This window comes from Bradyrhizobium sp. CCBAU 21365 (assembly GCF_015291305.1).
Taxonomy (GTDB): Bacteria; Pseudomonadota; Alphaproteobacteria; order Rhizobiales; family Xanthobacteraceae; genus Bradyrhizobium; species Bradyrhizobium elkanii.
The window spans coordinates 910,255-935,824 of the sequence record NZ_CP030036.1 but is presented as its reverse complement, the minus strand read 5'-3'; the positions used below and the strand labels follow the sequence as shown (position 1 = coordinate 935,824).

The following is a 25,570-nucleotide window of genomic DNA, read 5'->3' as shown; positions in this document are numbered from 1 at the left end:
CAGATAGCGATACCTTCACCCGCCTCGCAGACGATTTTCTCGGTCGTCGGGGCCATTGCCGTCAGCATCACGGCCTTCGTCCGACTCACCGGAATGGCCGCAGGCGGACCAGCCAAACACCGCTTGACGCGCGGCTGATATCGGTAGGACGGTGGGGCCGCTCCAGGCATCCAGACTGGCACCAAGCCTTCATCATCGAGCCTGCGCTAACCGCGGCTTTAGCGCCGATGGTGCGAGCTCGGAAACAGAGATCATGGAGGACACCGTGGCGACCATCAGCATCTTCCGGAAGACCGGCAACAACGAGTTGACCGGTCCGATCCGCACGCTCGCCTTCAACGTCAAGGCACGGCCCGTCTCGCATCGAGAACCCTCGGACAAGGGGGCCGGCCTGCGCTCCTGCCTTTAGCCGTTCAGCACATCCTTGAGGGCCTTGGCCGGGGCGAACGTCAGCTTCTTCGCCGCCGCGATCTTGATCGTCGCGCCAGTCGAGGGATTGCGGCCTTCGCGTTCCGGGGTGTGCTTCACCTTGAACTTGCCAAAGCCCGGCACATTGGTTTCAGCGTCGCTCGCTGCTGCATCGGCGATAGACTTGAAGACACCGTCCACGATGGCCTTGGCTTGCGCCTTTGGCAGATTGTACGCCTTGGCGATCTCGTCGGCGATTTCAGTGGCGGTGGTCATGGTGTGACGTTCCTCGGGGATGTCGGTTGCAATTGGCTGCGCGCAGCCTCGGCGCTCTAAGCATAGAGGAGCGCGCATCGCAGCCACGTCAAGACGCGGCCTGGCCGCTTGCGCGAATTATCCCATGGATTCGGCTTACGTGAGCAGCTTTCGCGAACGGGTCTGGCGCGCAAGCCGGCGATTGGCTGCATTCTTCTGGGTGATGGCCGGAGCGAACTCGTCATAATTAGTCGTCCGTTAAGAAGCCGGATTGATCGAGGCTGGCCGGGCGAGCGTGCGCCATAGCTGGGCCAGGAACAGGCACAAGAGATATCTCAGCCAGGCGAGGATGCGGCGGAAGTTGTGTCCGACGGCTGAGAGGACGACGTTGGCGGCATCGCCGGCGCGGCCTTTGAGGTAGCAGCGCCCGAGGTGGCCTTCCGCCTTCAGGTGTCCGATGATGGGCTCGATGGCGGAGCGGCGGCGCAGCTCGCGCTTGATGACACCGAAAACGCCGCGCTTCTGGCCGGAGATGAAGACGCGACGGGGATTTTGTGCGTCGTGGCCGCGGTATCCCTTGTCGACATAGGCCCGCTCGATCGGACAGCCGGTGAGTGTCTCGGTGCGGTCAATGACGTCCCGCAAGGTGTGACCGTCGTAGGGGTTGTCGGGCAGTGCGCTGGCGTGCAGCACGAACAGGCCACCGGGAGCCCGGCGGTTGTTGGTGACGATGGAGGCCTTCACGCCGAACTCGTAAGGCGCGCTGGCCTTGCCCTTGCCGATGCACTCCACTTCCGGGGCATGGAAGGAATAGAGCTTCCAGCCGCGCTGGCGCTGCTGCTGCGAGCGGATCTGCGTGGCCCGGCCGAGCGGGAGGGCGAACGCCTGCTCCAGTGCTGGCTGGCCTTCGATCTTGCGGCGGATGTCGCGGATGATCCGGCCCAGCCGGCTACGCAGGATACGCAACTGCCGCTGATGCCGCCTGAACTGTTTGGCATGGGCGTAGCGGCCGGCCATCATCGCGGCGGCCTTGGCGATGCGAGCATAGGATTGCCGCAGCCTGACGCCGTGCCTGATCGCCAGGCGGTTGAGCCCCTTGATGGCCGCATGCAGCAGCTTGGCATCGGTCGGAAAGGTGATGGCCTTCGGCTGCACCGTGGTGTCGACCGTAACCCGCTTGAGGTCCTGGCTGCGTAATGCACCGGCCTCGTGCGCTACCCGCAAGCTCTCGGCCAGCAGCAACTCCAGCTTGTCGCCAAGCCGCTTGCGCCAATGGCTCAGGTCCGAGCGCTCGTGCGGGAACGTGTGCTGAAAGAACTCTTCCCCGGTGAAGAACTGGAAGTATGGGTCATGGACCCAGCGCTCGCACACCTCCTCATCGGACAGCCCGTAAATGTGCTTGAGCAACAGCAGACCGATCATGAAGCGCGTCTCGATCCCGGGCCTGCCGTTCTCGCTGTAGAGCGGCGCGATCTCGCCGTCGATCCAGTCCCAATCGACCTTGCCGGCGAGCAGAACCAGCTCGTGCTTCATATTGATGATCTGGTCGAGCCGAGCCCGGAACAGATCGTTCGATCCCGTCGTCTTGTGCTTCTTCGGCCGCATCGTTCCCTCCGATGCAGACAAGGAATCATGCTTCCCGCTTCGAGGGAATCCACGAAAACCAAATCGCAAGGTTCTGACGCCCAAAGCATCAAAACCTTGCAATCTGGAAATGCCCCTTAGCCCAAATCGAGATTCCCGATCAGTGGCTTAGTCCTTCTTCACGGACGACTAATTAGCGCGGCTCTTTTGTAGCGCGCGTTTGGCATCGGCGAGTTCGATTTCAACGGCCAATCCAAAATGTCTTGCAGTGGCAGACTTTCGAACTCCCTGAAATCGGGATAGGGGGAAGCCTCGCGGCTCCGCCCCTCCCACACCACCGGACATACGGGTCCGTATCCGGCGGTTCAGCGGATTATGCGGGTCGCCGTGCCGCGACGGAAGCCAAGCCGAGTGAGGCAAAGAAGCCGTTTGGCAGAGCAATGGTGAGCGCGGGGCTGTTCGCGAGCCGCCAAGGGCCACGTGGGCTGCCGGCGGTTTGCGCCGCCAGATCCCGGCCGACGCCGCGGCGTCGCAACTGGCAAAGCGAGCGGGTCCATACTTCCATTGCTTCCAGGCAACGGCGCGCAACCGTCGCCTGATCCACTGGTCAAGCACGCGCAACACCGACGGGGTTTGACAGAAGCCGAAGTAGCCGTGCCACCCAATCAGGTAGGTCGACAGTTCTTTGGCGATCTGCACGAGGCATCGACCACGCGTGCGTCGCGTGAGCTCCCGAACCTTCGCCTTGAAGCGGGCGAGTGCCTGCGGCGCGATGCGCCGCCGCGGTTCTTGCCCGCCGGTGAAGCTGAAGCCCAGGAACTTGCGAACACTCGGTTTGGCAACCGCGCTCTTCGCTTTGTTGATCTTGAGCTTGAGGCGCTTTTCGAGGAACCTCTCGACGCCAGCCAGCACCCGTTCGCCCGCCCGCTGACTGCGCACGTAGATGTTGCAGTCGTCGGCGTAACGCACGAAGCGGTGGCCGCGCTTCTCCAGTTCCTTGTCCAGCACATCCAGCATCAGGTTCGACAACAGCGGCGAGAGGGCTCCCTGAACGCAAAAGATAACTTCCGCTTTGAACGCGTCATCGTCGGCTGGCGTGATAGAGCCGTTGTTGATTTGAGACGCAAAAGGTAATACCGTTATGTCATATGATTCGATCGACGCAAGCGCAGAAAGCCGAGCGGCTGAGGGCGGCGCGACGCTTGCTCGCGAAGAAAATCGGCATGGCGGAGGCGGCCTTGGTGCTGTCGCGCGAAAGCGGCTTGTCGCTGCGGCAGGCCTATCGCTATCTCGAAGTGGCCAAAAGCAGGGAGCGGCTCCTTCCCGCGCCGCAGCCATCAGTGACGCTCTCCCTGAAGATGCCGGCCGATCTTGCCCAAAAACTCCAGACGCATGCGACGGCTTCCAGGCTTTCGGCAAGCGAGGTGATGCGCCGAGCGGTGGCCGCTTATCTCGCGTCTGTCCGCGAAGATGGCTGAGCGGCGAAAAAAACGCGACGTTCGACTCGAATTTGCGTTCGATCGCCTCGTCGCCGTCAAACTTGAACAGGTTTACGAAATTCTCGTTCCAGATCAGGTGCGCTTCGCGCGCGCTGGCGCCGATGTGACGGGAGGCGAAGATGAAGACCGCCGCGATTTACGCCAGAGTGTCGTCGGACAAACAGAAGGAGGAGAACACGATCGCCAGTCAGACGAGCGCGCTGATCGCTTTCGCGCGCGAGCAGAACTGCGACGTGCCGGCGGAATGGGTGATCGAAGACGACGGCTATAGCGGCGCGAGCTTGTTGCGCCCCGGACTTGAACGACTGCGCGACCTCGCCGCAGAAGGGCGGATCCAAGCCGTGCTCGTCTACGCTCCCGATCGGCTGAGCCGGCGCTATGCGCATCAAATCCTTCTTATCGAAGAGTTCGCGCGCGCCGGCGTCGAAGTCTTGTTCATTCGCTCGAGACGGGCAGCGACGCCGGAAGACGAGCTGCTGCTGCAGTTTCAGGGCATGATCGCCGAATATGAACGCGCGCAAATCCTGGAACGGTCGCGGCGAGGGAAGCGCCATCGCGCCCTTCAAGGCCAAGTGAGCGTGCTTTCCGGCGCTCCGTTTGGCTATCGCTACAAGCGCAAGACCGATCACTCTGCCGCCTATTATGAGATCGACGAGCGACAGGCCGGTATCGTGCGCTGGGTCTACGAGCTTTACACCGCAAAAAGCCACAGCATCGGCGCCATCACGCGCCTGCTCAATGAGCGCCAGATTCCGACAGCCAAAGAAACAGGCCGCTGGGAGCGCTCGACGGTCTGGGCGATGCTGCGCAATCCCGCGTATAAAGGAACGGCCTGCTTTGGCAAGACGCGGATCGCGCCGCGCATGCGTGTGACGCGGCCGTTGCGATTGCGCGGCGGCGTCGCTCCTCGCAATAGCGCAAATCATGAGCTTCCTCGCACAGAGTGGATCGAAATCCCTGTGCCGACCATCATCAGCGAAGAGACCTTCGCATTGGCGAACGAGCTTTTGGAAGCCAACAAGAAGCATGCCCCGCGACGCACGATCACGCCGAGCGCCCTGCAAGGATTGTTGAGCTGCGCCAAATGCGGCTATGGGCTCTATCGCACCTCGACCAGGTCGAGCGCTCGAACCATCCATTACTACCGCTGCTTGGGCTCGGATGGCTGGCGCCGGCTCGGCGGGCCGGTCTGCGACAGTCGCCCGACGCGCCAGGATTTGCTGGACGAGGTGGTATGGAAAGAGATCGCGCGTTTACTTGAAGACCGACAGCTCATCGAAGACGAACTTGAGCGCCGGCTCAAGGCGGCGCGCAACTCCGATCCCACACAGCGCCGGGAGGAAACGCTTCGCCGCGATCTTGCGCGCTCCCGGAAAAGCATCGAGCGTCTCCTCACGGCCTATCAAGAGAGCCTTCTCTCACTTGAAGAGCTGCGCAGTCGCATGCCCGATTTGCGTAGCCGCGAACAGGCTTGCTTGTCGGCGCTGCAGGCGATCGAAGACCAATCGCAGGAGCAGGAGGTTTGTCTGCGTCTCGCTGAATCCGTGACTAGCTTCCTCGAGCGCCTCCGCTCGTCCGTCGGCGCGCTCGATATAATCGAACGCCAACGCGTGCTGCGCCTTCTCGTGAAGGAAGTCCTCGTTGGCGACGACAAGATCGTCATCCGCCACTCCATCCCCCTCCCACCCACCCCTCCCGGTGGAAAGGCGCCCGGCGCCGCCAATAGCTCCGTGACCGCTCCCCCACCGCAAAGTTATCTTTTGCGTTCAGGGAACCATCGGACCGCCCTGCGGCGTGCCCTCTTCCGTCGGACTGACCAGCCCTCCTTCCAACACACCCGCATTCAGGAAGGCGCGGATGAGCTTCAGGATGCGCTTGTCAGCAACCCGCTTGGCAACCAGTCCCATCAGGATGTCGTGGTTGACCCGGTCAAAGAACTTCTCCAGGTCGATGTCCACCACGATGCTGTGGCCGGCCGCAATGTACGCCTGCGCCCGTTCCACCGCCCGATGTGCCGAGCGCCCCGGCCGAAAGCCGAAGCTCGTCTCGGCGAACGTCCTATCCCAATCCGCCTGCAGCACCTGCATCACCGCCTGCTGGATCAAGCGGTCGAGCACCGTCGGAATGCCGAGCGGCCGCAGGCCGCCCGACGCCTTCGGTATCTCCACCCGCCGCACCGGCTGTGGCTTGTAGGTGCCGTCAAGCAACTGGGCTCGGATCGCAGGCCAGTGCTCCTTCAGGTGGGCTGACAGCTCGCCGACGGTCATCCCGTCGACGCCCGCCGCGCCCTTGTTGCGCTTTACTTGCGCCAACGCTGCCTTCAGATTCTCACTCTCGACAACGTCTTCCATCGACGGTCCTGCGACCGCCGGGCGTTCGAGACAGACTTCCGCCGCACGCGCTTCAGGCTCTCGGGCGCCGGCGCTTCGGGCTTCACCCTCCGCTCCGGGGCTCAAGTTCAGCTCGACCTGATTCTTCTGCCGCATGGCTCGCACGAGATCGCCGCTCTACTGACCACTTCCACCGTTCAGGCCTTCAGCGGCGCGCTGCCGCCTACTACGCCCTCGGCTGACTTCTGCGCTGCGGTCAGGCCGTCTTGCGACGGTCTCAGTCTCGTTGCCGAGACACAGCGCAGACCTCCCGAGGTAAGACCGACCGCCTTCACCGCACGCCCGCCGAATTTACCACCCCGACCTTTGATGACCTTGGACTTCGCGATCAATTGCTCGCTCGTCCGGCCGGGTAGGCCTCGTTATCCGGTGTTTGTCCATCGGGCCGCGGCTTTGCTCCACGCTTTCTTCAGACCCCACCTCACGATGACGCCCTTGCGCTTCGCTAATCCTTCGCCGCCATCAGGCTGGATAGAGGACTTCCACCTCCAAGCTGTCGCTCATACTCGGCACACAACGAAAAACCCCGGCATGAAAGCCGGGGCCCCGTGATGCCACGGCGTACATCCGGCCGTGACGATCAGGCGACAGATTGCATTTGGTTCTTAAAGAAAATGTGACCTTTTGCGGCCGTCGCTCTTGAATGTCGCGCCAATCAATCGCGATCACACACTGTTCCATCCGCGCGTTCACCCTGTCCGGTATAAGATATCCGTGTCACGAAGGGTATTCGTGAGGTTACGTCGAGCCCGCCACCGACGCCGGCACGGCGTCACGTATGGAATCGTCCAGATGGCGATGCCTTCACCGACTTCGTACACAATATCTGCGGCCGTCTGCACGATTGCCGTCAGCACCACGGCGTTCATCCACTTCACGGGCTGACCGCGCCCTAGCCAACAGGGCAGATCTTGCCGCGGAGCTGCTAGCGTCACACCGAAGGGGCTGGACTGGATCAGGCACCCCGAGTGCTCGCGGTCCTCGTCTTTGAAGCTGGACTGAGAGCGACCTAAGCGTCGAGGCTCGACCGATCATCGCAGACAGGCAGGTTCGTGGCGGTCATTGTGAGGGGCATCGACCAAGCGGCGGCGGATCACAGACACGGCCAACGACTCTCGTGAGCGCGGCGTGTTGCCGAGGCTTGATCGCGGAAGCGGAGATTCGCAATCGCCGGGTCAGAGAGCCAATCACCATTGAGTTCGTTGGGCCGGGCTCTCGGTATAGCGCGACGATCTGGGTGGGAAGAATCGAGGGCGATTGTCGCCCGCCATCGGTGAAGTCGGACAGACCCAGGCGCGCAGAAGAAGACGCCGAGGGGCCGGCGCCGGTCCGATCCGCTCGCGCAGTATTGGGAGGCCGAGATCGTTCCGATCCTGAAGGCTGCGCCCGGCATCCGCGTGATCGGCGTGCTGGACGAGTTGCGCCGACGGCATCATGACCTGAACCCGAACATCCGCCGCACGCTGGAGCGGCGCATCAACGCCTGGCGGGCGCTCAACGGCGGGCTTGCAGAACGCGCTGTGGGCGCTTGGCGGCGTGCCGCGGGAGCATCGCAGCGACAGCCTGTCGGCAGCGTTCCGCAATCTGGCCGCCGACGCACGGGAGGATCTGACGCAGCGCTACGCCGGGCTGATGGGCCACTATGGCATGGCGCCAACGCGCAACAATGCGGGCATCGCACATGAGAACGGCTCGATCGAGAGCGGGGAACGCGTCTTCACGCACCAGAGCATAGCTCAACGGCTTTGGGACCAATATAGATGGGCCTCCCGCACGCGCCGTCGCCCCTACACTCTCAAACAACACTAAGAACCTTCTAGGCCGAACGAATCCGTTGGTCGGGCGGGCGGGCGGGCGAGTCTATTTGGTCGAAGAGACGTGGGAGCCGGGAGTGTCTGAAATCGTGACGCCAATCGGCCGTAAGCGGGCAATAGATTGGCTGAGCGCCAATCCGACCCGCCGTCGTGATGCGGCTGCCACTGATCGTAAGCGGGCCGAACGCCTTTTTAATGCGGCCTGATCGATCTGCAAAAGACCGAGGCTGAAATACTGGCAGGCTGAGCGGCGTTAAGTCGCTCAGTCTGGCCTATCAATTTAGGTAGGCCACGCACGGCGGCTTTCTCGCTAAACCGCACTTCAGCTCCCAGCGGATTAAGGTTCATGGGAAAGCAGGGTGTGGGTTAGCCTTTATGATCCGAGGGGCTAACTTCACGGGGCAGTGCGGATGCCGCAGGGATAGCGCCTCTATCTAAGCCCCCCAGCCGATAAAGGCGCCGAGTCGCATCCGCGCGGCTCTTGAGCCGACGAGGAAATCATGGCACCAAAGGCTAAGCCTTTAAGGCATTTGCGCGCGCGGGACATTGCTGAAGCGGTCCATTTCGCGACGCGAGTATCCTATAAAAGGTGGCCGACGGGCGTGTGGTTTGAGCTAAGAGATCGGATGGTCAGAACAGCCGACGGGCAATTCTATCTTATCGAAGATCACCCCATTAAGCTTGACGGCCATGAAGTCGCACGGCCTTACAGTCTAGCGAGCGTCTTTGCGTGGCTGCATGATTGCCCACAACAGATTGAGCTTTGAACGGCCCAAGCGGGCCGCTTTTCGTTTGTAAATTTTCCGCGCGGATCTTTGTCAGCTTTTGGAAAGCTAGCCCGAATACTCAGCCATTGAGCTTAGCGGCGCGTGGCAGGGACAGTGCGTGCCCCGGTGTACGCGAGGGGGCTAGAGCGCCGAGTCACGTCACCGCTAATCTCAATTGCAGCGCGGGCGCGGTAGGGACAACGCCCGATTCTTATCCTGACCTGGCGCCGAGCCGTGCCCGCGTTGCTTCCGGTCGCTGAGACTGATCGCCCAAGCGTCTGGCGGCAACCAGTCCTGGTAGTTGCGCCACGGGCTTTCCCGGACGATACTTTCCGCCGTCAGCTTCAGTCGCTTGACGCTGGCCATGTTGAAGTTGGCGGGGCGTGGTAGGGACAGCGCCTCTAATTCCAGCTCGGGCGCGGAGTCACGTTGCCGCTAACTTCTACCATAGGTCCAAATGGACGGTGATCATCAGCGTGACAGACCTTCGCCCGCAGAGCTGAGACGTTCGGAGCGGATACTACGCGCCGATCAGATCGCACCTCGGGGCCTCACTAAGGCCAACGCAGCCGCCTATTGCGGGTGCTCCAAGGACGCGTTCAACACGTGGATTAAGAAGGGCTTGGTACCGGAGGCTATCCCCGGCACTCAGCGTTGGGATCGCAAGGCGATTGATTGGTATCTGGACCGGGCGTCCGGTCTGCCTACCGGGGAGACCGCATCGAGCGATCCGCTCCCAGCCTGGCTGACCTCAGAACGGAAGGCTGGCAGATAGGAGCGTACACGTCCAACCTTTTCAAGTGACTCTCGGGAGGCGCTCTATCAAAATTATACTACTGATCAGCCGGATCGCCAATGAACTTTATCCTTGCGACAATTAGGGGCACTCAGGGAGTGAAAGCAAATTGTCCGGTTGAATGCCGTCGGCCTTCGTCTTGATGTACTTGTGCCCGTTGTGGACGGCCACAATCACATCGGCCGTGCGCTTTTCCTCGACATAGAACTCCCATACACCGTTTTCGATTTCTTTGATCGTGTGATCGACGGATTGCTTCCACCTAGACCCGTCCGGGTTTACTCCGCCAACGTTTTTGATTCGCTCGTGAGGGTTCTGCCTGTCAGTCTTGTTGATGCATTGAATTCGTATGCGGCTGGTCACTCGGGTCTCTCCCATCTGCAAGAAAAAAGAGCCTCAGTGTGGACCTCGGCCGTGGGTTAGTGTGCCGACCAATCCCAGTAGGTTGCCTTGCATCCTTCTCGGCGCCGAGTCGCGCCCCCATTGCCAGGCGACCGTGACTGTGATGCGGCAACCAGTTCTGGTAGTTGTGCCACGGCTTTTTGCGGTGGATGTATCCTACCGACAGCCTTCTTCCCTCCCGAAGCTGGCGGTGGAGTTAGCGGCGCGCGTGGTAGGGACAGCGCTTCTTCTTCTCTCAGATTGAGCGCCGAGCCACGTGGCCGCTAACTCCCAACCATGGGGCCAAAGGATGCATATATTCGAGCGGCACATCACGGCCCTACGGTCGCAAGCGCTTGAGGTGCTTACAGCCAATCAGGCCCGGGCGGCCGATCAGTCTTTGAGCCTGGCAGATCGCCAAGTCGCGACATTTGATGCCGAGGAGGCTCGGGCAGTGTTAGGCATCCTCGACAGCGTGAAGCCCAATCTTAGGCCGAACGACGCGCGGCGGATCGCTGCACGCATACGCGCGCTTCTAGAGTGGGAGGGTTGAGTGCCGCACGACTCTCTCGGGGACAAAGGCGGTCAGCCCCGGTCTTCGGCGACGGTCTGGTCAACAAGGCCTACTTAAACTCGTGAACATCAGCGGCGAAGGAGTTCGACTAGGCAGCTCTCCGGCAATTCATGTCCTGTAGGGTAGCCAAAGTCATTTCGATGAAACGTCAGCTTTCTTGACCAGCACTTTAACGTACGTATCCATCAAGTACACCGAGCGCCTGGCTGAGGCTGGCGTCGAGCCGTCTGTCAGCAGCGTCGGAGATTCCTATGACAACGCTCTTGCCGAAACCATCAACGGTCTCTACAAGGCCGAGGTGATCCATCGGCGCGGGCCATGGCGCAGCTTCGAGGCCGTCGAGTTCGCCACTCTCGAATGGGTCGACTGGTTCAACAACCGGCGGCTCCTGGAGCCCATCGGAAACATCCCGCCGGCCGAAGCCGAGCAACGCTACTACGCCATGCTGGAACAACCAGCCAAGGCGGCATAACTTAAACCAAATGGCCTCCGGCAAACCCGGGGCCGTTGACTATGATTGCCGGAAAGAGCTTCAGCGAGCCTGCGAACAAACCCCTTCGCCTTTTCCTTGGGTATCGTCGTGACGACGGACATGCGCCCGTGCGACTCTTGCTTGCGGGTGCTCAACTTGGGCGCCGCTCGAGCAGGATAGCGCCGATGAGACGCAACCTTCGCTTGCAGCATCGAGTGCAGGCCGCTTAAACTCTAGCCCCTGAGGAGCCCGACGCTCCTTTCGCCAGCCGCCTAATCAGCCTCAAATCATTTGACAACGGACAACGGTTGCCCCGCTTGTGCGGTGCCATCAACCGGTCGGCCCTCTGCTGAGATGTTTCGTTGTCGTGCAGAACTTCGAGACTACAGACGCGAGCGATCGCCACGACGCGGCGCGAGATTCGCTGATGGTTCATGGATTTTGCTTTTAGCTCTGATGCCGGTAGCGGACTGGCTGCCGGGGTTCAGAAACCGTAATCGTGACCGGCCAATGTGCTTTTGGGGTGCCCTTGGACACGGGCGCACCGTCCCCGCCGAACGGGGCTGTTAGCACGCTGGCCCATTGATGGCCACTGATGCTGTCTTCGGTTTCTGAGACCCAAGCCTATGGTCGCACACAACCTAGACGGTTGCAATGTTAATATTCTACTCTAGGCGCGACGAAACCGCGCGCTTCCGTTGCAAGGCTCGACGCTGAAAGAACTTGGCCTTCCATTTGTAGATGCTGGCGTCGCTGACGCCGCCGATCTTGTTGACCTGCGACGAACGCCTTGTTCCCCACGCAGACCAAGGGCACGCCCGCTGCAGAACCTGGCACGGCAGCGCTCGACAGGGCCGGCCTCAGAAGCGCGGTCGGAAAGTGGATAAGTGTTCGGTGTGAGATTCCGCCCTGCTGATGCCACGCGCTTTGGTGTTGCGGGGCGGGCGTGGCGGGAAAGGTCGGCGCCGATCTCATGTGGTCAGCGATTAGCTGGCTGGTGGGGGTATGGGTCGTGGCCATATGTCCACTCGATTCTAAATTGGTGGTTTCCCTTTGAACGAGAACCTGAGCGACGTGCCCTGCCGCGGCGTCGACGGCGACGCGGTCGCCTCTTCCTCAGTGGCGTAGGGGCCGGAGTACTCAAAATTGAGCGCAACCTTCCACCGGCCTTTATGGCGCGACACGAAGTATTGAACGCCAGCCATAAAGCTTGCTCCGGCCTCGCCCCTGTGATCGACAGATGGCCTTACTCTGCAAATCTGCCGCGGTCGCCTCAACTACCGAATTTGGTGGGCTCGGAAGGAGCAGCGCCTTGTAGTGATAGGGCTGGACTGTTGCTGTGACCGGGGAGACCAACTGCCGGGCCTTGGTCGCTTCCCTTATTCACGAGCGATCGCGGCTGCAATCGGCGAGATCGAGTGTCGAGAGCGAGATGTCGCCTAGCTGCTAGCCAGTCTTTTCTCTCTCGTTAGAGTCAAAGGCTGGATTGATGACGGATTGGGAGACGATCCACTTTTCCATTATGACCGTGATCCCAAGCTCTTGTTCCGTCTCAGCCCTCGGGAAAACATGCGTTCGATCGTCAAACTCGTCAGGGTCCCTCACGGTAGCAGCACGATTTGAGCCGAACCGCGTTGCCGCGCCCTTTCTATTGCCCCCCTGCACGCCCTGGGGAACGTCATTGGGATCTCCGTTCTTAATTAATAGTCTTTGACTGCAATACTGGGCGATATGATCCGGAAGCGCCGATAGCGGCGCCCGCTTGGCTTCTTCCCGTACTCGCGCTCCCACGTCGAAGTGTCAATCCGCACATCCGTCATGTTCGCTGATCGCCTCAAAGATTACAACCTTGCCCTAGCGACCGTGCTTCAGAGCGTCAATTCCTTCGAGCTGGTCGGGGTTGGGCTCGTCCTTGATGTTCCAACGGATATCGCAAGCCGCCGAATCTTCTCCAATCGAACAAGCGCCTCTTGGAGTAACGAGGCTCGGAATTTGCAAGTCGTCGGCGCGGGGTGGCGCTGCTCAGCCGTCCTTCGGAAATCCCTCCGTTCAATGCAGAAACACCATAGCGGCGGCACGCCTGACAGCTCTTTATTTCCGTCAGCTACAAATTCTTGTAGTTGACCCGCGCGGTGTCCTCCGGGCTGAATCGCGATCAACCCCACAGGAGAGCAAAGCTATGTCTCCACTAGAAGCAATCACCCGTTGGCTGGACTCACAAGATTTGGGCATGCAACTTGAGATCGCCGGTTTCGCGACATTCTTGGTTTTCGGGGATGATGACACTTTCACGCTCGGCGACTCGGAGCAGCTCGAGTCTCTTTACCGATGGTTGAACGAGCCAAGCTTGGCATCGGGCATCGCCGCCGAACGTGCCCTGACCTTTCGAGTGTACTTCGCTTCCTTGGCCGAGGATAGATCGACGGGCGCCGGATGGAAGCGAACCGAAGTGTTGGTGCGGAGAATTCTGAAAGACGCTACGCGAGACGGGAGGTTTGCCGCTGCCCGCAAGGCGCAAAGGATGCTTGAGCTCTTGCCCGCCCGAAAAGAGAGCTGGAATCAGGTCGTGAGATCCTGGAATGAATTGGCCGCGACGTATCTAACACACGAGGCTCTCAGTAGTTGGAGCGCCGCCGAGAAGCTCCGAGGCCTGAGGGCGATTTCAAGCACCAGCGTTCCTGTTGCTGGGCTTGGGTCGCCTCATCGAGGCGCTGCTTAATTCTGGTAAAGCCGCAATTCCCCTGTGCTGCGGGGCGAGCGTCTGCATGCACCTGTCGGATCCATGGCGGCCACGCTAGCCGCTTAAAAGCATGACAGCGCATTGAAACTGACCGTCAGGGCCACCGGAGGATATCTCCACCCGACCGGCGGCCCACTTGCGATGCTGTAGCACAAGAGCCGAAACCGGCATCTCAATGGCAGGCACGGCTTCGCGCTTTTCTTCGAACATATGCCAATGCCAGCGGGCCTAACACATCGAGATGAACGAAAGTCTCCGGATAGGCTATATCGTTTCGGTAGCTTCATTGCTCGAGAGCCGCTCAGGCCGATGTTCAGGGCCGTAAAAGGTGGTACGTCCGCCTGCCTTCGGCGCAGACGTGGCTGCTGCTCGACATGATGTCGCGGCGGCGTCAGTGCCGCTGCGAACGAAAACCGACAAATATCGGACAAAATCCGCAATTGGTGACGAAAAGTCCGGATTGGCTATATAATATGAGATCGTTGGATGGGGGAGCCCGATGTCGATCTATAACCCTTTGAGAGACAAGCTGGTCGCAAACAGCTCTGCCTCGCTCAAGATGACCTTTGCCGACATCGAGATGCTTATCGGTCGCTCCCTCCCGAAATCAGCGTATGAATATGATGCGTGGTGGGCCAACGAAGACCCCGTCAAAACAAATCACAGTCACAGCCTTGCGTGGACAGTTCCGGGGTATCAAGCCGAACCAAATCGATTGCAGCGGACAGTAACATTTCGGCGCAGGGGGTAGCATTTTCCGCAAAAGCGAATGCCTTGAACCTGGTTCGCTAATTCGACAATCGAGGATGCGTCGTGAATGAAAATGATCACGCGACACGACTAAGCCCGTATCGACAAGACATGATATTTCTTATCGCAGTAGCCTCTCCCTCCGTTGGCAGCAAGCAAGGGGCGGCCGGGCGCCGATACGCGTGCCGAGCTCGATCTTGGCGTCCCTCATCTCCGCCAGCAGAGCCACGGGATCGAGCGTGCGATAGCTCTCGAAGGCGCCGTTCGTTTGACGCCTTTGCTCAGCTTCGGATGCGCGAGAGCGCACTCAGGGATCATCGCCGCTTCGAGTTTGGGACGGAGCGGATCGGCGACCTTGCCGAACTGCGCCGTTGCAGCTTCTGCATCGAACTCGGTGACGATGAAGGCGAAGACGACACGGCGCCCGGTCTTCCAGCAACCGGCTCACGTGGCTGTTGGAGATGGGTGCCGTAGTCGGCCGCTCCGAGCGCAGTCGTTCAATACCGAACTCGGCTGGGAGTTCTGTGAGAGCTCCTGGAATAGCCAGTTCTCGGGATGTCGCTCGGCCTGTTTCGCGGCTCAAATTTCATGTATCGAAGAGGGTACTGGCCGTGATCGAGAAGGCCAGCCGCAGCAAGAAATTCTGGACTCTTAACTCGATGCGGCGCCGAGCCTTATCGCCGGCCCCTACACACGCCTCCGTCTTACTGCGGATGCATCGTCCGCCCGGAACGAAATGGATTGAATGCGGCTCGTCCGTCGAAGCTTCGCCGTAAGCGGGAACACTTGCATCCAATGGCCGACGAACGGTCGATACGGGCGGAACGAGGACACGCGGAGCAGCTGCAATCAGGAAACTGACTCGCTGTCGATGCGCTGACTCTTGTCATGCTGATGTGCTCGAAGCCGCGCAGGACGGGTAACCGCGATTAGACATTTTCGGGTCAAGCCACTTAATCAACAGTCGGCGGACAGCATCCGCGACCGACCCGACATGCACTTTGCCCATCGACCGGCCGCTCAGGCGGCGCTTGCGACCCCGTCAACTACCAACCCTTGCAGTTGATGGAGGTGGCGGAAACGTGGCAATCGTCGTCAATATCCCGTCGGGGGCGTCGAATTCGAAACTGGGATTCAGAAGAATAAAAAAATTGCTAGCGGGCACGGTAGCCCTCAACACGCTGGCTGCTCCTGCCTCTGCCGTTGATCCGGCCGCGCGGCCTTACTTCAAAGCGCCTCCGGCGGTCATTCCGATCTATGATTGGAGCGGCTTCTACGTCGGCAGTGCTGGGACGTGGTCAACGCCGGCGGCGTGGTCGTCGCTCCGCCCGTTGGCATGGGGCGCCATCATGCGACGGGAGGCACGGTGGGCGGTCACATCGGCTACCGCTGGCAAATAGCGAACTCGGTGTTCGGTCTGGAGACGCAGGGCAATTGGGCCGATTTCAAGGGCTCCAACGCGAACCTTGCTTTCGCAGGCGTCCGGGATGACTCCACGCTTGATGCATTCGGCCTGTTCACGGGCCAAGTCGGCTATGCTTGGAATAACGTGCTGCTCTATGTAAGAGGTGGGGCTGCAGTCGTCCGTGACAAATACCGGGTCTCCGATTTTGCGACCGGGCTCACTATCGACAACGGCAGCGAAACTCGTTGGGGCGGCACGGTAGGGGCGGGCCTTGAATTTGGCTTTGCTCCGAACTGGTCCATCGGCGTTGAATACGACCACCTGTTCATGGGTCGTCGGGATGTGGATTTCTTTTTTTCACCCGGACTCGTGGGTGTTCCGGTGGGCACTTTTGCAGGGACTGCCCGTATCGGTCAGGACGTCGATATCGGCTTGGTCCGTGTGAACTACCGGTGGGGTGGCGTGATCGCCACGACCTATTGATCGATCTTCGCCAAAATGGCGCGGGTTCGCACCAATATCCTGAGCCGCATCGCGGCATAGAAACCTTGGCAACAGGGACTCGCATCAATAGCGCTATCGGCTTCTTGTCGGTACATCGGCTCGAGCTGGTTAGGCGTGGTTCAAAGGAATCTGGCTGATCTGGTTATGACGCAGCGCCACGGCGAGATCGCGGCGAACTCAAGCGTGCTGCCGTGGTCGAACGCCAGCCGCTTAGTGGCTGGCTGCGCCGATTTCCCGGCCCCGTGCCTCCACCTGCATCACCGTCGGCTTTCCGGCCGTCGGAGAATGATGAGGCAAAAAATAGTTTTGTCGACCGTCGTAGTTAACCCGGCCCTCGCTTAGGGAGACACAGGTCATCGATTACAATCGTTCCGGTCGGCCGCAGCACGCTCATCGCACAGGCAGCGCACTGAAATGCGAGCCGAGGTGCGAGCCGGGCGCACCTTCGTGCTACGACTTGGTCGACCAGGTCGAGGCCGCACTGGCCACCTCGGACGAAAGGCCGACGAGCGGTCGAAGCGGCGCTCGTGCGAGGGTGGGACATAACGTCGACGACGTGATGGCTTGCGTCATCGTCGCTGCCGATCTCTGCGCCCGATCAGCCTGCCGAACCCCCGCTGGCGCGGATCAATTGGGAGCGCCTCGGAGAGCGGATGCAAAATCTCGAGAGGTGGATCGGCAGCGCTGAAGCGGAACTCTTGTGTTAGGACAGAAACGCGGCTGTCATCCGAGCCGCATTGCCAGCGTCTGCTCGTAGTAGATCACCTCCGCGAAGCCACGGCCGAGGAAGACCGCCAGTGGGTCGGCGACGAAATCAAACGCGAAGGGGGATGAAGAACAAATCGGTTTGCCTGATCCGACCGGGCTGCAATGAAGATGACCCCCTTTGACAGGGTTGCCCCTCTTTACAACTTCCGATTGCGTGATAGTAATCCCCTCTAGCCCTAAGAGGGGGGCGGCCGTGGCGATCATCGAGAACATTCGTCTGCTCAAGGGCGTAGCCGTGTTGCGCTGATTGACTTCATGAAGGTGGTTGACGAGACCCACCTCACCGACCTGCGGAAATACTGTAAACCCTAGCCGCCATCAGCAATGGAGCGCATGTACCGGCTTAACCCAACAAACCATCTGTGTGTCCGGCTTTGTCGCGCTGCAATCAAGACGCCACGATGAGGAGGTCCGGTTCTATGCCTTTGTCATGCTGGCGGGTGACGGCGACGACTATCGGCGCCTGCCGCTGTCAATGCCGCTAGCATGAATAAAATGGGCTAGATACGGCCGAAAGTCGCCCACACCCCGTCTTCGCCGTCCCAGCTGCCGCGGCTCGCCGCCTTGGAGTACTCCGTGGCGCGCTGCTCGAAGAAATTGGCGTGCTCGACGCCATTGAGAATCTCGACGAGCCACGGCAGCGGATGCGCCTTGAGCTGGGTGAACCCGCCCTCCTTCGCCTCGAAGAAGCCGAAGACCGGGGCAATCCGGAGTTGGGCCAGTCGCCAGTCGGCGACGTAGCGGACGTAGGCGTGGATATGCTCAGGCAGCATCCCCTCGATCTTGCCAAGGCCGAAGGCGAGCTCGACGAAGTTCTCCTCCAGCTTCACCATGGTCTTGGCTACGTCGACAATGTCGTCGCGGACGGGGCGCGTCACCGCGCCGGTTTCGCGGTGCCATTCGTGAAATAGCTTGATGATGCCCTCGCAGTGGAGACTCTCGTCGCGCACTGACCAGCTTACGATCTGTCCCATGCCGTTCATTTTGTTGTGGCGTGGGAAGTTGAGCAGCATGGCGAAGCTGGCGAACAAGGCCATGCCTTCGGTGAAGGCGCCGAACATCGCCAGGGTACGGGCGACATCCGCCACGCTGTCGACGCCGAACTCGTGCATGTAGTCCGCCTTGGCGCGCATCTGCGCATAGCCGCGGAATGCCTCGAACTCGGTCTTAGGCATACCGAGCGTCTTGAGTAGCAGGGCATAGGCGTCGATATGAACCGTCTCCATGTTAGTGAAAGCGGCCATCATCATCTGGACGGTGAGTGGCTGGAAGATCGGAATGTACCGCTTGAAATAGTTGTCGCCGACCTCGATGTCCGACTGAGTGAAGAAACGGAAGATCTGGGTGAGCAGCGCGCGCTCGCTGTCGGTGACGCGGCCCGAAGCCCAGTCGTTGAGGTCGGCGCCGAGCGGCACCTCCTCGCCCATCCAGTGGGTCTGCTGCTGGCGCTTCCAGAACTCGTAAGCCCAGGCATAGCGATCGACGTCGTAGCTGCCGGTCGAGTCAAGGAGGCCGACGCGTCCCTTGCCGATCAACGTGCGCGGATCGGCGCGCGATAGATCGATCACTGACATGCGAGGCACTCCTCATAGTCGGTGCGCTGCCGCGCCGGCTGCTGCGTCGGCGTTGCATCCCCGGCAATCTTGCCGGCGAACGCCGCGCGCGAGATCGACTTTGATCGACAGTAGTAGAGGCTCTTCACCCCACGCTTCCACGCCGTCCAGTGCAGCATGTGGAGGTCCCACTTATCGACGTCGGCCGGCAGATAGAGGTTGATCGACTGGCTCTGGCAAATCAACGCGGCGCGGTCGGCGGCAAGCTCGACGATCCAGCGCTGGTCGATCTCGAAGGCGGTGCGAAAGATCGCTTTCTCGTGCTCCGACAGGACGTCGAGATGGGCGACCGATCCGTCGTGCGCGATGATCGACTCCCAGGTCGCCGAGGTGTCGGCGCCTTTCGCGGCCAGCACCTTAGCGAGGTGCGGATTGCGCACCGAGATGGCGCCGGATAGCGTCTTGTGGGTGTAGATGTTGGCCGGGATCGGCTCAGTGCAGGCGCTGGTGCCCCCGCAGATGATGCTGATCGAGGCGGTCGGCGCGATTGCGATCTTGTGGCTGAAGCGCGCCATCACGCCGCGTTCCAGGGCATCCGGGCACGGGCCACGCTCGCGAGCGAGCGCCACGGATGCGGCGTCGGCTTCGCGACGGAGTTTTCGGAACATGTTCAGATTGAATGACTTGGCCAAGGTACCCTCCATTGGAATGCCCTTGGCCTGGAGAAACGAGTGGAAGCCCATGACGCCGAGGCCAACGGAGCGCTCGCGCAGGGCGGCGTAGCGGGCACGCTTCATTCCGTCCGGCGCCACCGTGATGAAGTGCGTGAGCACGTTGTCTAGGAAGCGCATGACGTCCTCTATGAAGCCGGGCTCCTCATTCCACTGGTCCCAGGTCTCGAGGTTGAGCGACGACAGGCAGCAAACCGCGGTGCGCTCCTCGCCGCGATGATCGATGCCGGTCGACAGGGTAATCTCGCTGCACAGGTTGGAGGTCGAGACCTCGAGGCCGAGCTCGCGCTGGTGCTTGGGGAGCGCACGGTTCACGGTGTCGATGAACAAGAGATAAGGCTCGCCGGTCTGCAGCCGGTTCTCAAGGATGCGTTGCCACAGCTGGCGGGCGTCGATCTCGCGGACGACCTCGTTAGTCTTCGGGCTGCGCAGAGCGAATGCGGTGCCGGCGCCCACGGCACACATGAACTCGTCGGTGACGTTGATGCCGTGATGTAGGTTGAGGCTCTTGCGGTTGAAGTCACCAGACGCCTTGCGGATCTCGAGGAACTCCTCGATCTCGGGATGGTGGATATCGAGATAGACCGCCGCCGAGCCGCGCCGCAACGAGCCCTGGCTGATCGCCAGCGTGAGGCCGTCCGTGACGTGGATGAACGGGATGATGCCCGAGGTGACGCCGCCCCTCGCCTTCTCGCCGATTGAGCGAACATTACCCCAGTAGGTGCCGATGCCGCCGCCATTGGAAGCAAGCCAGACGTTCTCGTTCCAGGTGCCGACGATGCCTTCGAGCGAGTCCGACACTGAGTTAAGGAAGCACGAGATCGGAAGGCCGCGCGTCGTGCCGCCGTTGGAGAGCACCGGTGTGGCCGGCATGAACCACAGCCGAGACATCGCATCATATAGACGTTGGGCATGCGCAACATTGTCCGCGAAGGCGCAAGACACTCGGGCGAACATGTCCTGGAGGCCTTCGCCGGCGAGCAGATAGCGGTCGGTCAGCGTCAGCCTACCAAACGAGGTCAGCAGGTCGTCGCGCGACCGATCGAGCGAAAGGTCAGACGGAGTTGGCGATCGCGCGGGGGGCCTCGGCAGGGGAGCCGGCAATGCTGGGGGCTGCACAAGACACAGTTCAGGTGTGGTAGGCTTTGCCTGCGCTGAGGGCTGCCGCACACTCGGCAGCTCAATGAGATGACCATACTGATCGAAATCGTAAGACGCCGACATCGGCAACCCCGTGATATTTGGGGGCTGGGACCGTGCGGACGACTTGCGAGGGGACCGGGCAAATGTCCCCGGCTGCAAGCGACCCACCGGGCACCCCGCCCGAGGACATGGGTTCTGTCGCGGTAGGTTTCCTGGCTCGCGGGTCGCTGCGGCTGTCGGCCTTCCCAGCGCTGTCGCGCTAATGCCTCGGAATAGCCGCTGCCGACACAATGGGTTCCCCCCTAACACCGTGCCACCATATATGCGAATTTAAAACCACTACGACACCACATATAGAAGCCTTTGCCCAGACTCGTCAAGACGGCACAGTCAAGTTAACCAGTTGGAGCAGCCCCGAGGTCGAGGTTCGAAATTCGCCGAGCGCCTGTCCTGAGAGCCTCACTCAAAAAACATAGATGTCTCAAGGCCTGGCCAATCGGCGAGTTAGGAGCCTCAGATGGGCGACGAGCGGCCAGGCGAGCTCGGTAGCGGCGGAACCTTCGAAGTCTTTGCAGAGATGCCCACATCTGCCGAGCCACGCAAAGGTGCGCTCGACGACCCAGCGCCTGCGATCGGCCAAGATGTGCTCAAACCTTTGGAAGTGGCGTCGCAAATTCTCCAACAGGGGAACAGCAACCCTGGACATCCTGAATGTTGGCATCGATCGGTTCGCGGTCCGCGAATTGAGTTGGGCCGGATCGGGTTTCGGTAGCCATACGCGTCTCGCCATTCATCGCTTTCTGTGGCCTTAGATCAAAAATTGTCTGGAGCCCGACCGCAAATCGATGCAGCCGCCCGTGGCAATATCCCAGCTTAGTGGATTTGACCCCGCCAGCTCTCACATCAGACGTGCCAACTTTGCCGAAGAGACGATTGGTATGCTTTTCGCAGGCCCGGCGAGCCGCCTCACGTGCTCAGTTGTCTGGCCGCGAACATAAGCCGTCCTGACCGAACGCGGTCATGTCAGGTTATTGGCAATCAATCCTAACGGGATGAGGCGGAGCTATGCTTGAGTCTGGGTGACGAGCCGATCCGGCGGCGCGGCCTTGCTGGGTCGGAATGAAGCCGTTCGCAACATTGGCGTGAGCGGCGGCGAAGAACCGTGTTGTATCTCACCAACGACCTTGAAGCCGTGACGTTGGTAAAAGGGAATGTTTTCAGGGTTCGAACTTTCGAGGTAGGCAACAATGCCGTCCTCATCGCATCGTTGAAGGGCGTAGTTCATCAGCAACGTGCCAAGCCCTTTTCCGACCCAGTTCGGATCGACGGCAATGAGTGGCAGATACCAATGTGGCTCGTGGGGACGATGTTCGGCCATTCTCCGCCGCAAGTGTGCCATATCCTCGGTAATCTCCGGGCGCAGGGATAGCGCCATGATTGCATCCAATGCCTCCTCATCTTGCTGCACGTTGGGAGGCAGCCACAGGGCCGCGCCACGAATCTCTCCCGCGACGTAGGCTGTGCCATGTGCAAATGCTCGGCCCCCACAGGCGTCAATGAACTGAGGCATGCTTCTAAGGTATTGCCTTGGGTCAGGCCAGCTCCAACGCATCAACGGATCCGCGGCAAAGCCGAGCACAATTGTCCAGACAGTGCTTGCACGAATGTTTGCGTTCGCAGATCTGATATCTGATTCTTCTGTCATGAAGTCGTTTCGGGGCTCTGTTTTGGCATTGGCCTTCCAAGGAGGAGCATGGCATCGACACATCTGACGGTGAGCGGAATGGATGCACCGACGGGGACTCGCCGGGTGCATTTGGTTTCCCTTCCGAGATCTCCGCCTGTCTCAGACGGCTGACTTTGACGGCCACTTCGGACGAAGGCTCCTTGGTAGGCAATGCTTGGATCTACATATTCCTGGCGGGCTTCTGCGCTTCCACGCCCTATCTGGAACCCGCCCCGCCCTTCCCAAGGAAGCTCCGACGTTCTCAAGGTCGACACGGTTCGGCAGCCTGCAACCGTCCGCGAAGGGAATGACATGAGGACGCCTTTGATATTGCAAGTGCGAAGAAGTCAGGGCATGGCGAACATCGGGCGATGGCTGCCTGAACCGGGCTCCGGCACGAGCAAACAGCCAGCCAAGTGTCGCGCGTCGAGGTCCAGACTAGGCAAGGAATCATCACCTCGTCTCGTATTGAGCGGTTCTCGTAAGTTTCTTGGTCAAAACACATGCTAAGTGCGAAACCTCCATTGCCAACGTCGTGTCCGCGGTCACCGGCAGAGAGAGCTTTCGTCTGCGAGACTCATATGCGTAGTACAGCGGCTTTCCAATTATCGCATGTTGTCCGCGCTCCTTGATGTTCTTGTCTCGGCGCATCATCGCCGCGATTCGCGATTGTCGGATCAAGGCAACGGGACTGGATACCACGACGCTGCCGCCGTCGACCTACTGAACAACGCAACTTGGGATCGCGCGAGAGCTTTCGTGCATTGATTGATCGTCAGGCGTGTCGATCGCTCGCACAACGGCGTTAGCTCTATCGAGCGAAAACGTTGCTGTCGTGCCCTCGTCGTACTTGACGCCCAGGTCAGTTGTATCCGCCGCGATCCTTGCCATAGTGGGAAAGACAGCAGGCTGACGTAGTTGCGTGAGTAACTCTCGTAAAAGAGGTTTTTGGCCACAAGCGTTGATGGCTTCGTAGGACTTGTTCCAACTCACTCCCTGATCGGAACGGTTTGGAAGATTTCTTGGCGCTGGTATGCTTGCCACACCAGGTCCGAGATCCACGTGGTGAGTCATGTTGTTTCGTTCTGTCTTGGAAAACTGTAGTCGTCGGGGCAGCATATCAGAAGGCAATGTAGCGAAGACCTCCCCAGAATAGGTAGGGATCTATCCGCCCTTGATGCTGAGTTGGCCCGGGTTCAACCTTGAGCATAGTCTGTCGAACGCCATCCGGAACTGCCCCCTTTTCGTCATGAAGAACTGCCCCCACCATCGGACGTTTGATGGTCGCTTCCGCCGGTGACGGGACGGAGGGAGGCGGAGCCGACCGGACGGCCGTCACCGGCGGTCGGCGGTTTGATGAAGCCACTCTTGGCGCGGAGTCGGTAGCTGTCGCCGCGGATCGTCAGCACGTGGCGGTGGTGCAGGAGCCGGTCGAGGATCGCGGCAAGAAGACGCGCCTCCAGTAGACGATCCACCGGAAGCGGCGGATCTGCTTTGAGGCCGTCGTCTACGTTCGCCAGTCGACGGCAGACCAGGTCATCAACAACCGCGAGAGCGAGCGCCGCTAGTACGGCTTGGCCGACCTTGCCCGGCAGCTGGGCTGGAGCGAGGTGGCCGCAATCGACGACGAACTCGGTCGCTCTGGTGGCGGCACCGCGCGTCCCGGTTTCGAGAAGCTGCTCGCCGCCATTTGCGAAGGGCAAGTTGGCGCTGTGGTCTCGAGTGAGGCCTCTCGGCTGGCGCGCAACGGCAGGATTGGCATACGCTCCTGGAGTTCTACGGGCTCGTTGGAACACTGATCGTCGATGAGGATGGCGTCGACGATCCTCGCCATCCCAACGATCGCCTTCTGCTGGCATGAAAGGCACGATGAGCGAGATGGAGCTGTCTATCGTTCGGCAACGCTCGCTTGAAGCCTTGGAGCAGAAGGCACGCAGGGGTGAGCTCTTCCTCAACGTCGCCATCGGCTATCTCAAGGTCTCCAACGATCGGATCGACAAGGACCCTGATCGGCGCATTCAGGAGGCGCTCGCACTCGTGTTCACCAAGTTTGCCGAGATGCAGACACCGCGCCAGGTCCACCTCTGCTTACGGCAGGAGCGAATCACTTTGCCCGGGGGGCGGCCATGGCCCCGAGGGCCGCCACGTCGAATGGAAGTTACCAGTGTACAATACGATCTACCACATCCTGACCAATCCCGCCTATGCTGGCGCCTATGTCTTCGGGCGCTCGGGCAGTCGGGTGACGATCGAGGCCGGCCGCAAGAGGATCGTGCGGGGCTTCCGGCGCGAGCGCAACGACTGGGAGGTTTTGATCAAGGACCACCATGAGGGCTACATTACGTGGGCGGAGTTCGAGAAGAATCAGGGCCTGATCACCGACAACGCCAACGGAAAACGCTTCATGAGTCGAGGCTCGGTTCGCAGCGGCGAAGGCCGGCTCGCGGGTTCTTCGTTGCGGCCACTGCGGCCGCAAACTTCACGTTACCTACAGCGGTACGCACAGTACTGTCGGGCGGTATCATTGCCGCGGTAGCCAGATCAACCATGGTGGAGACCCGTGCATCTCATTAGGCGGTCTGCGCGCGGATCGCGCGATCAGCGCGGAGGTCATCGCGCGGCTGCAGCCGCTGGGTATACAGGCAGCGCTGGCGGCCATGGAAGCGCGCGGCTGTGAACACGCCGACAAGCTGCGTCAGCTCGAGTTGACTCTGGAGCAGGCACGCTACGAGGCAACTCGCGCTCCTCGGCGATACGAGGCTGTCGATTCGGACAATCGCCTTGTTGCCGGCGAGCTGGAGCGGCGCTGGAACGAACGCCTGGTCGCTGTCCGCGAGCTTGAGGGCAAGCGCGACACGTTGTTGGCTACGCCGGAGATGACGTTGAGCGACATCGATCGCGATCGGTTACTTGCGCTTGATTCCGAACTCAAGAGAGCTTGGGAAAGTCCGGGTGCAACAGCTGCGACGCGCAACAGGATCATCCGAAGCTTCATCAATGAGATCGTTGTGCGCATGCGCGACGAGGTGCTGGACTTGATTGTCCACTGGCATGGCGGCGATCACACGGCATTGCAGGTGAGGAGGAACCGCACCGGCGAGCACCGCGGCGGATGTGGTCGATCTCGTTCGTGTCCTCGCGCGTCAGATGCCCGACAGCATCATCGCCGCGGTTCTCAACCGCGCCAGTAGGTCGACAGGGCGTGGCAACAGTTGGGCCCGCGTCCGCGTCCGCGTTCGCAGTCTGCGCAACCAACACGCCATCGCGGCCTACCGAGAGGACGAGCGCGCCCAGCTGCGTTGAAAGTCAG

The 25,570-nt window shown here is 60.7% G+C and carries 15 protein-coding genes and 6 pseudogenes; 10 read left to right on the top strand and 11 right to left on the bottom strand.

Annotated features, from left to right (window positions below; genetic code table 11):
* Nucleotides 1-253 precede the first annotated feature (253 nt).
* Complete coding sequence (locus tag XI02_RS04300) at nucleotides 254-409, top strand: hypothetical protein (RefSeq protein ID WP_018646329.1); 156 nt, start codon at nucleotides 254-256, stop codon at nucleotides 407-409.
* On the opposite strand, the gene XI02_RS04295 is transcribed toward XI02_RS04300, so the two are convergent.
* From XI02_RS04295 to XI02_RS04285, 3 genes are all read right to left on the bottom strand, one after another.
* A complete protein-coding gene (locus XI02_RS04295; RefSeq protein ID WP_011091019.1) occupies nucleotides 406-684 on the bottom strand; it encodes an HU family DNA-binding protein in 279 nt (92 codons plus the stop codon). The two genes, XI02_RS04300 and XI02_RS04295, sit on opposite strands and share 4 nt — an antisense overlap.
* Before the next feature lie 237 nt (nucleotides 685-921).
* Entirely contained in the window at nucleotides 922-2,268 is a 1,347-nt protein-coding gene (locus tag XI02_RS04290; protein ID WP_011084757.1) for an IS5-like element ISBj5_B family transposase, read from the bottom strand.
* Between the two features lie 168 nt (nucleotides 2,269-2,436).
* Nucleotides 2,437-3,276: a group II intron maturase-specific domain-containing protein gene (locus XI02_RS04285; RefSeq protein ID WP_233475823.1), complete on the bottom strand. Its 840-nt coding sequence runs from the start codon at nucleotides 3,274-3,276 to the stop codon at nucleotides 2,437-2,439.
* Between the two features lie 119 nt (nucleotides 3,277-3,395).
* Between XI02_RS04285 and XI02_RS04280 the strand changes: the two genes are divergently transcribed.
* Nucleotides 3,396-3,725 carry a ribbon-helix-helix protein, CopG family gene (locus XI02_RS04280; protein WP_011084760.1) on the top strand — a complete coding sequence of 110 codons (330 nt, stop codon included), beginning with the start codon at nucleotides 3,396-3,398 and terminating at the stop codon, nucleotides 3,723-3,725.
* Between the two features lie 140 nt (nucleotides 3,726-3,865).
* Nucleotides 3,866-4,933: pseudogene (locus XI02_RS45035) on the top strand (recombinase family protein); the annotation flags it as partial.
* Nucleotides 4,934-5,512: 579 nt separating this feature from the next.
* Here XI02_RS45035 and XI02_RS04270 read toward each other — a convergent pair.
* Nucleotides 5,513-6,013 carry a reverse transcriptase domain-containing protein gene (locus XI02_RS04270; RefSeq protein ID WP_245164117.1) on the bottom strand — a complete coding sequence of 167 codons (501 nt, stop codon included), beginning with the start codon at nucleotides 6,011-6,013 and terminating at the stop codon, nucleotides 5,513-5,515.
* A gap of 1,418 nt (nucleotides 6,014-7,431) precedes the next feature.
* Between XI02_RS04270 and XI02_RS04265 the strand changes: the two are divergent.
* Nucleotides 7,432-7,840: pseudogene (locus tag XI02_RS04265) on the top strand (IS21 family transposase); the annotation flags it as partial.
* A 1,754-nt stretch (nucleotides 7,841-9,594) separates the two neighbouring features.
* On the opposite strand, the gene XI02_RS04260 reads toward XI02_RS04265, so the two are convergent.
* A complete protein-coding gene (locus tag XI02_RS04260; RefSeq protein ID WP_370057846.1) occupies nucleotides 9,595-9,876 on the bottom strand; it encodes a DUF3892 domain-containing protein in 282 nt (93 codons plus the stop codon).
* Between the two features lie 767 nt (nucleotides 9,877-10,643).
* Here XI02_RS04260 and XI02_RS04255 point away from each other — a divergent pair.
* The 3 genes and pseudogenes from XI02_RS04255 to XI02_RS04245 form a co-directional block, all read left to right on the top strand.
* Nucleotides 10,644-10,940, top strand: a pseudogene (locus XI02_RS04255) (integrase core domain-containing protein); the annotation flags it as partial.
* Between the two features lie 3,239 nt (nucleotides 10,941-14,179).
* On the top strand, nucleotides 14,180-14,431 hold the full coding sequence (locus tag XI02_RS04250) for a hypothetical protein (protein ID WP_014490241.1): 252 nt from the start codon (nucleotides 14,180-14,182) through the stop codon (nucleotides 14,429-14,431).
* A 1,293-nt stretch (nucleotides 14,432-15,724) separates the two neighbouring features.
* A complete protein-coding gene (locus tag XI02_RS04245) occupies nucleotides 15,725-16,318 on the top strand; it encodes an outer membrane protein (RefSeq protein WP_011082835.1) in 594 nt (197 codons plus the stop codon).
* 744 nt (nucleotides 16,319-17,062) lie between these two features.
* Here the strand turns inward: XI02_RS04245 and XI02_RS04240 are convergent.
* From XI02_RS04240 to XI02_RS04215, 6 genes and pseudogenes are all read right to left on the bottom strand, one after another.
* Nucleotides 17,063-17,320 (bottom strand): hypothetical protein, encoded by a 258-nt coding sequence (locus tag XI02_RS04240; RefSeq protein WP_014490244.1) that lies wholly within the window; start codon nucleotides 17,318-17,320, stop codon nucleotides 17,063-17,065.
* A gap of 287 nt (nucleotides 17,321-17,607) precedes the next feature.
* Nucleotides 17,608-18,681 (bottom strand): ribonucleotide-diphosphate reductase subunit beta, encoded by a 1,074-nt coding sequence (locus tag XI02_RS04235; protein WP_014490245.1) that lies wholly within the window; start codon nucleotides 18,679-18,681, stop codon nucleotides 17,608-17,610.
* Complete coding sequence (locus XI02_RS04230) at nucleotides 18,672-20,615, bottom strand: ribonucleoside-diphosphate reductase subunit alpha (protein ID WP_014490246.1); 1,944 nt, start codon at nucleotides 20,613-20,615, stop codon at nucleotides 18,672-18,674. The genes XI02_RS04235 and XI02_RS04230 overlap by 10 nt, the downstream gene beginning before the upstream one ends.
* A 400-nt stretch (nucleotides 20,616-21,015) precedes the next feature.
* A pseudogene (locus tag XI02_RS04225) lies at nucleotides 21,016-21,162 on the bottom strand (transposase); the annotation flags it as partial.
* A gap of 435 nt (nucleotides 21,163-21,597) precedes the next feature.
* The gene (locus tag XI02_RS04220) at nucleotides 21,598-22,239 is read right to left on the bottom strand and encodes an N-acetyltransferase (RefSeq protein ID WP_043900134.1); all 642 of its coding nucleotides are present in this window, start codon (nucleotides 22,237-22,239) and stop codon (nucleotides 21,598-21,600) included.
* Nucleotides 22,240-23,507: 1,268 nt separating this feature from the next.
* Nucleotides 23,508-23,711 (bottom strand): annotated as a pseudogene (locus XI02_RS04215) (ATP-binding protein); the annotation flags it as partial.
* Nucleotides 23,712-23,870: 159 nt separating this feature from the next.
* Here XI02_RS04215 and XI02_RS45030 point away from each other — a divergent pair.
* The 3 genes and pseudogenes from XI02_RS45030 (at nucleotide 23,871) to XI02_RS04200 (ending at nucleotide 25,451) form a co-directional block, all read left to right on the top strand.
* Complete coding sequence (locus tag XI02_RS45030; RefSeq protein ID WP_231088716.1) at nucleotides 23,871-24,059, top strand: recombinase family protein; 189 nt, start codon at nucleotides 23,871-23,873, stop codon at nucleotides 24,057-24,059.
* Between the two features lie 140 nt (nucleotides 24,060-24,199).
* Nucleotides 24,200-24,583: pseudogene (locus XI02_RS46210) on the top strand (recombinase family protein); the annotation flags it as partial.
* A 334-nt stretch (nucleotides 24,584-24,917) separates the two neighbouring features.
* A complete protein-coding gene (locus tag XI02_RS04200) occupies nucleotides 24,918-25,451 on the top strand; it encodes a transposase (RefSeq protein WP_011082845.1) in 534 nt (177 codons plus the stop codon).
* Nucleotides 25,452-25,570: the final 119 nt, after the last annotated feature.

Coding starts and splice junctions, on each gene's coding strand:
- XI02_RS04300 (WP_018646329.1), top strand. CDS start 254: ATGGAGGACACCGTGGCGACCATCAGCATCTTCCGGAAGACCGGCAAC.
- XI02_RS04295 (WP_011091019.1), bottom strand. CDS start 684: ATGACCACCGCCACTGAAATCGCCGACGAGATCGCCAAGGCGTACAAT.
- XI02_RS04290 (WP_011084757.1), bottom strand. CDS start 2,268: ATGCGGCCGAAGAAGCACAAGACGACGGGATCGAACGATCTGTTCCGG.
- XI02_RS04280 (WP_011084760.1), top strand. CDS start 3,396: ATGATTCGATCGACGCAAGCGCAGAAAGCCGAGCGGCTGAGGGCGGCG.
- XI02_RS04270 (WP_245164117.1), bottom strand. CDS start 6,013: ATGACCGTCGGCGAGCTGTCAGCCCACCTGAAGGAGCACTGGCCTGCG.
- XI02_RS04250 (WP_014490241.1), top strand. CDS start 14,180: ATGTCGATCTATAACCCTTTGAGAGACAAGCTGGTCGCAAACAGCTCT.
- XI02_RS04240 (WP_014490244.1), bottom strand. CDS start 17,320: ATGTTCTCGATGATCGCCACGGCCGCCCCCCTCTTAGGGCTAGAGGGG.
- XI02_RS04235 (WP_014490245.1), bottom strand. CDS start 18,681: ATGTCAGTGATCGATCTATCGCGCGCCGATCCGCGCACGTTGATCGGC.
- XI02_RS04230 (WP_014490246.1), bottom strand. CDS start 20,615: ATGTCGGCGTCTTACGATTTCGATCAGTATGGTCATCTCATTGAGCTG.
- XI02_RS04220 (WP_043900134.1), bottom strand. CDS start 22,239: ATGACAGAAGAATCAGATATCAGATCTGCGAACGCAAACATTCGTGCA.
- XI02_RS04200 (WP_011082845.1), top strand. CDS start 24,918: ATGGAAGCGCGCGGCTGTGAACACGCCGACAAGCTGCGTCAGCTCGAG.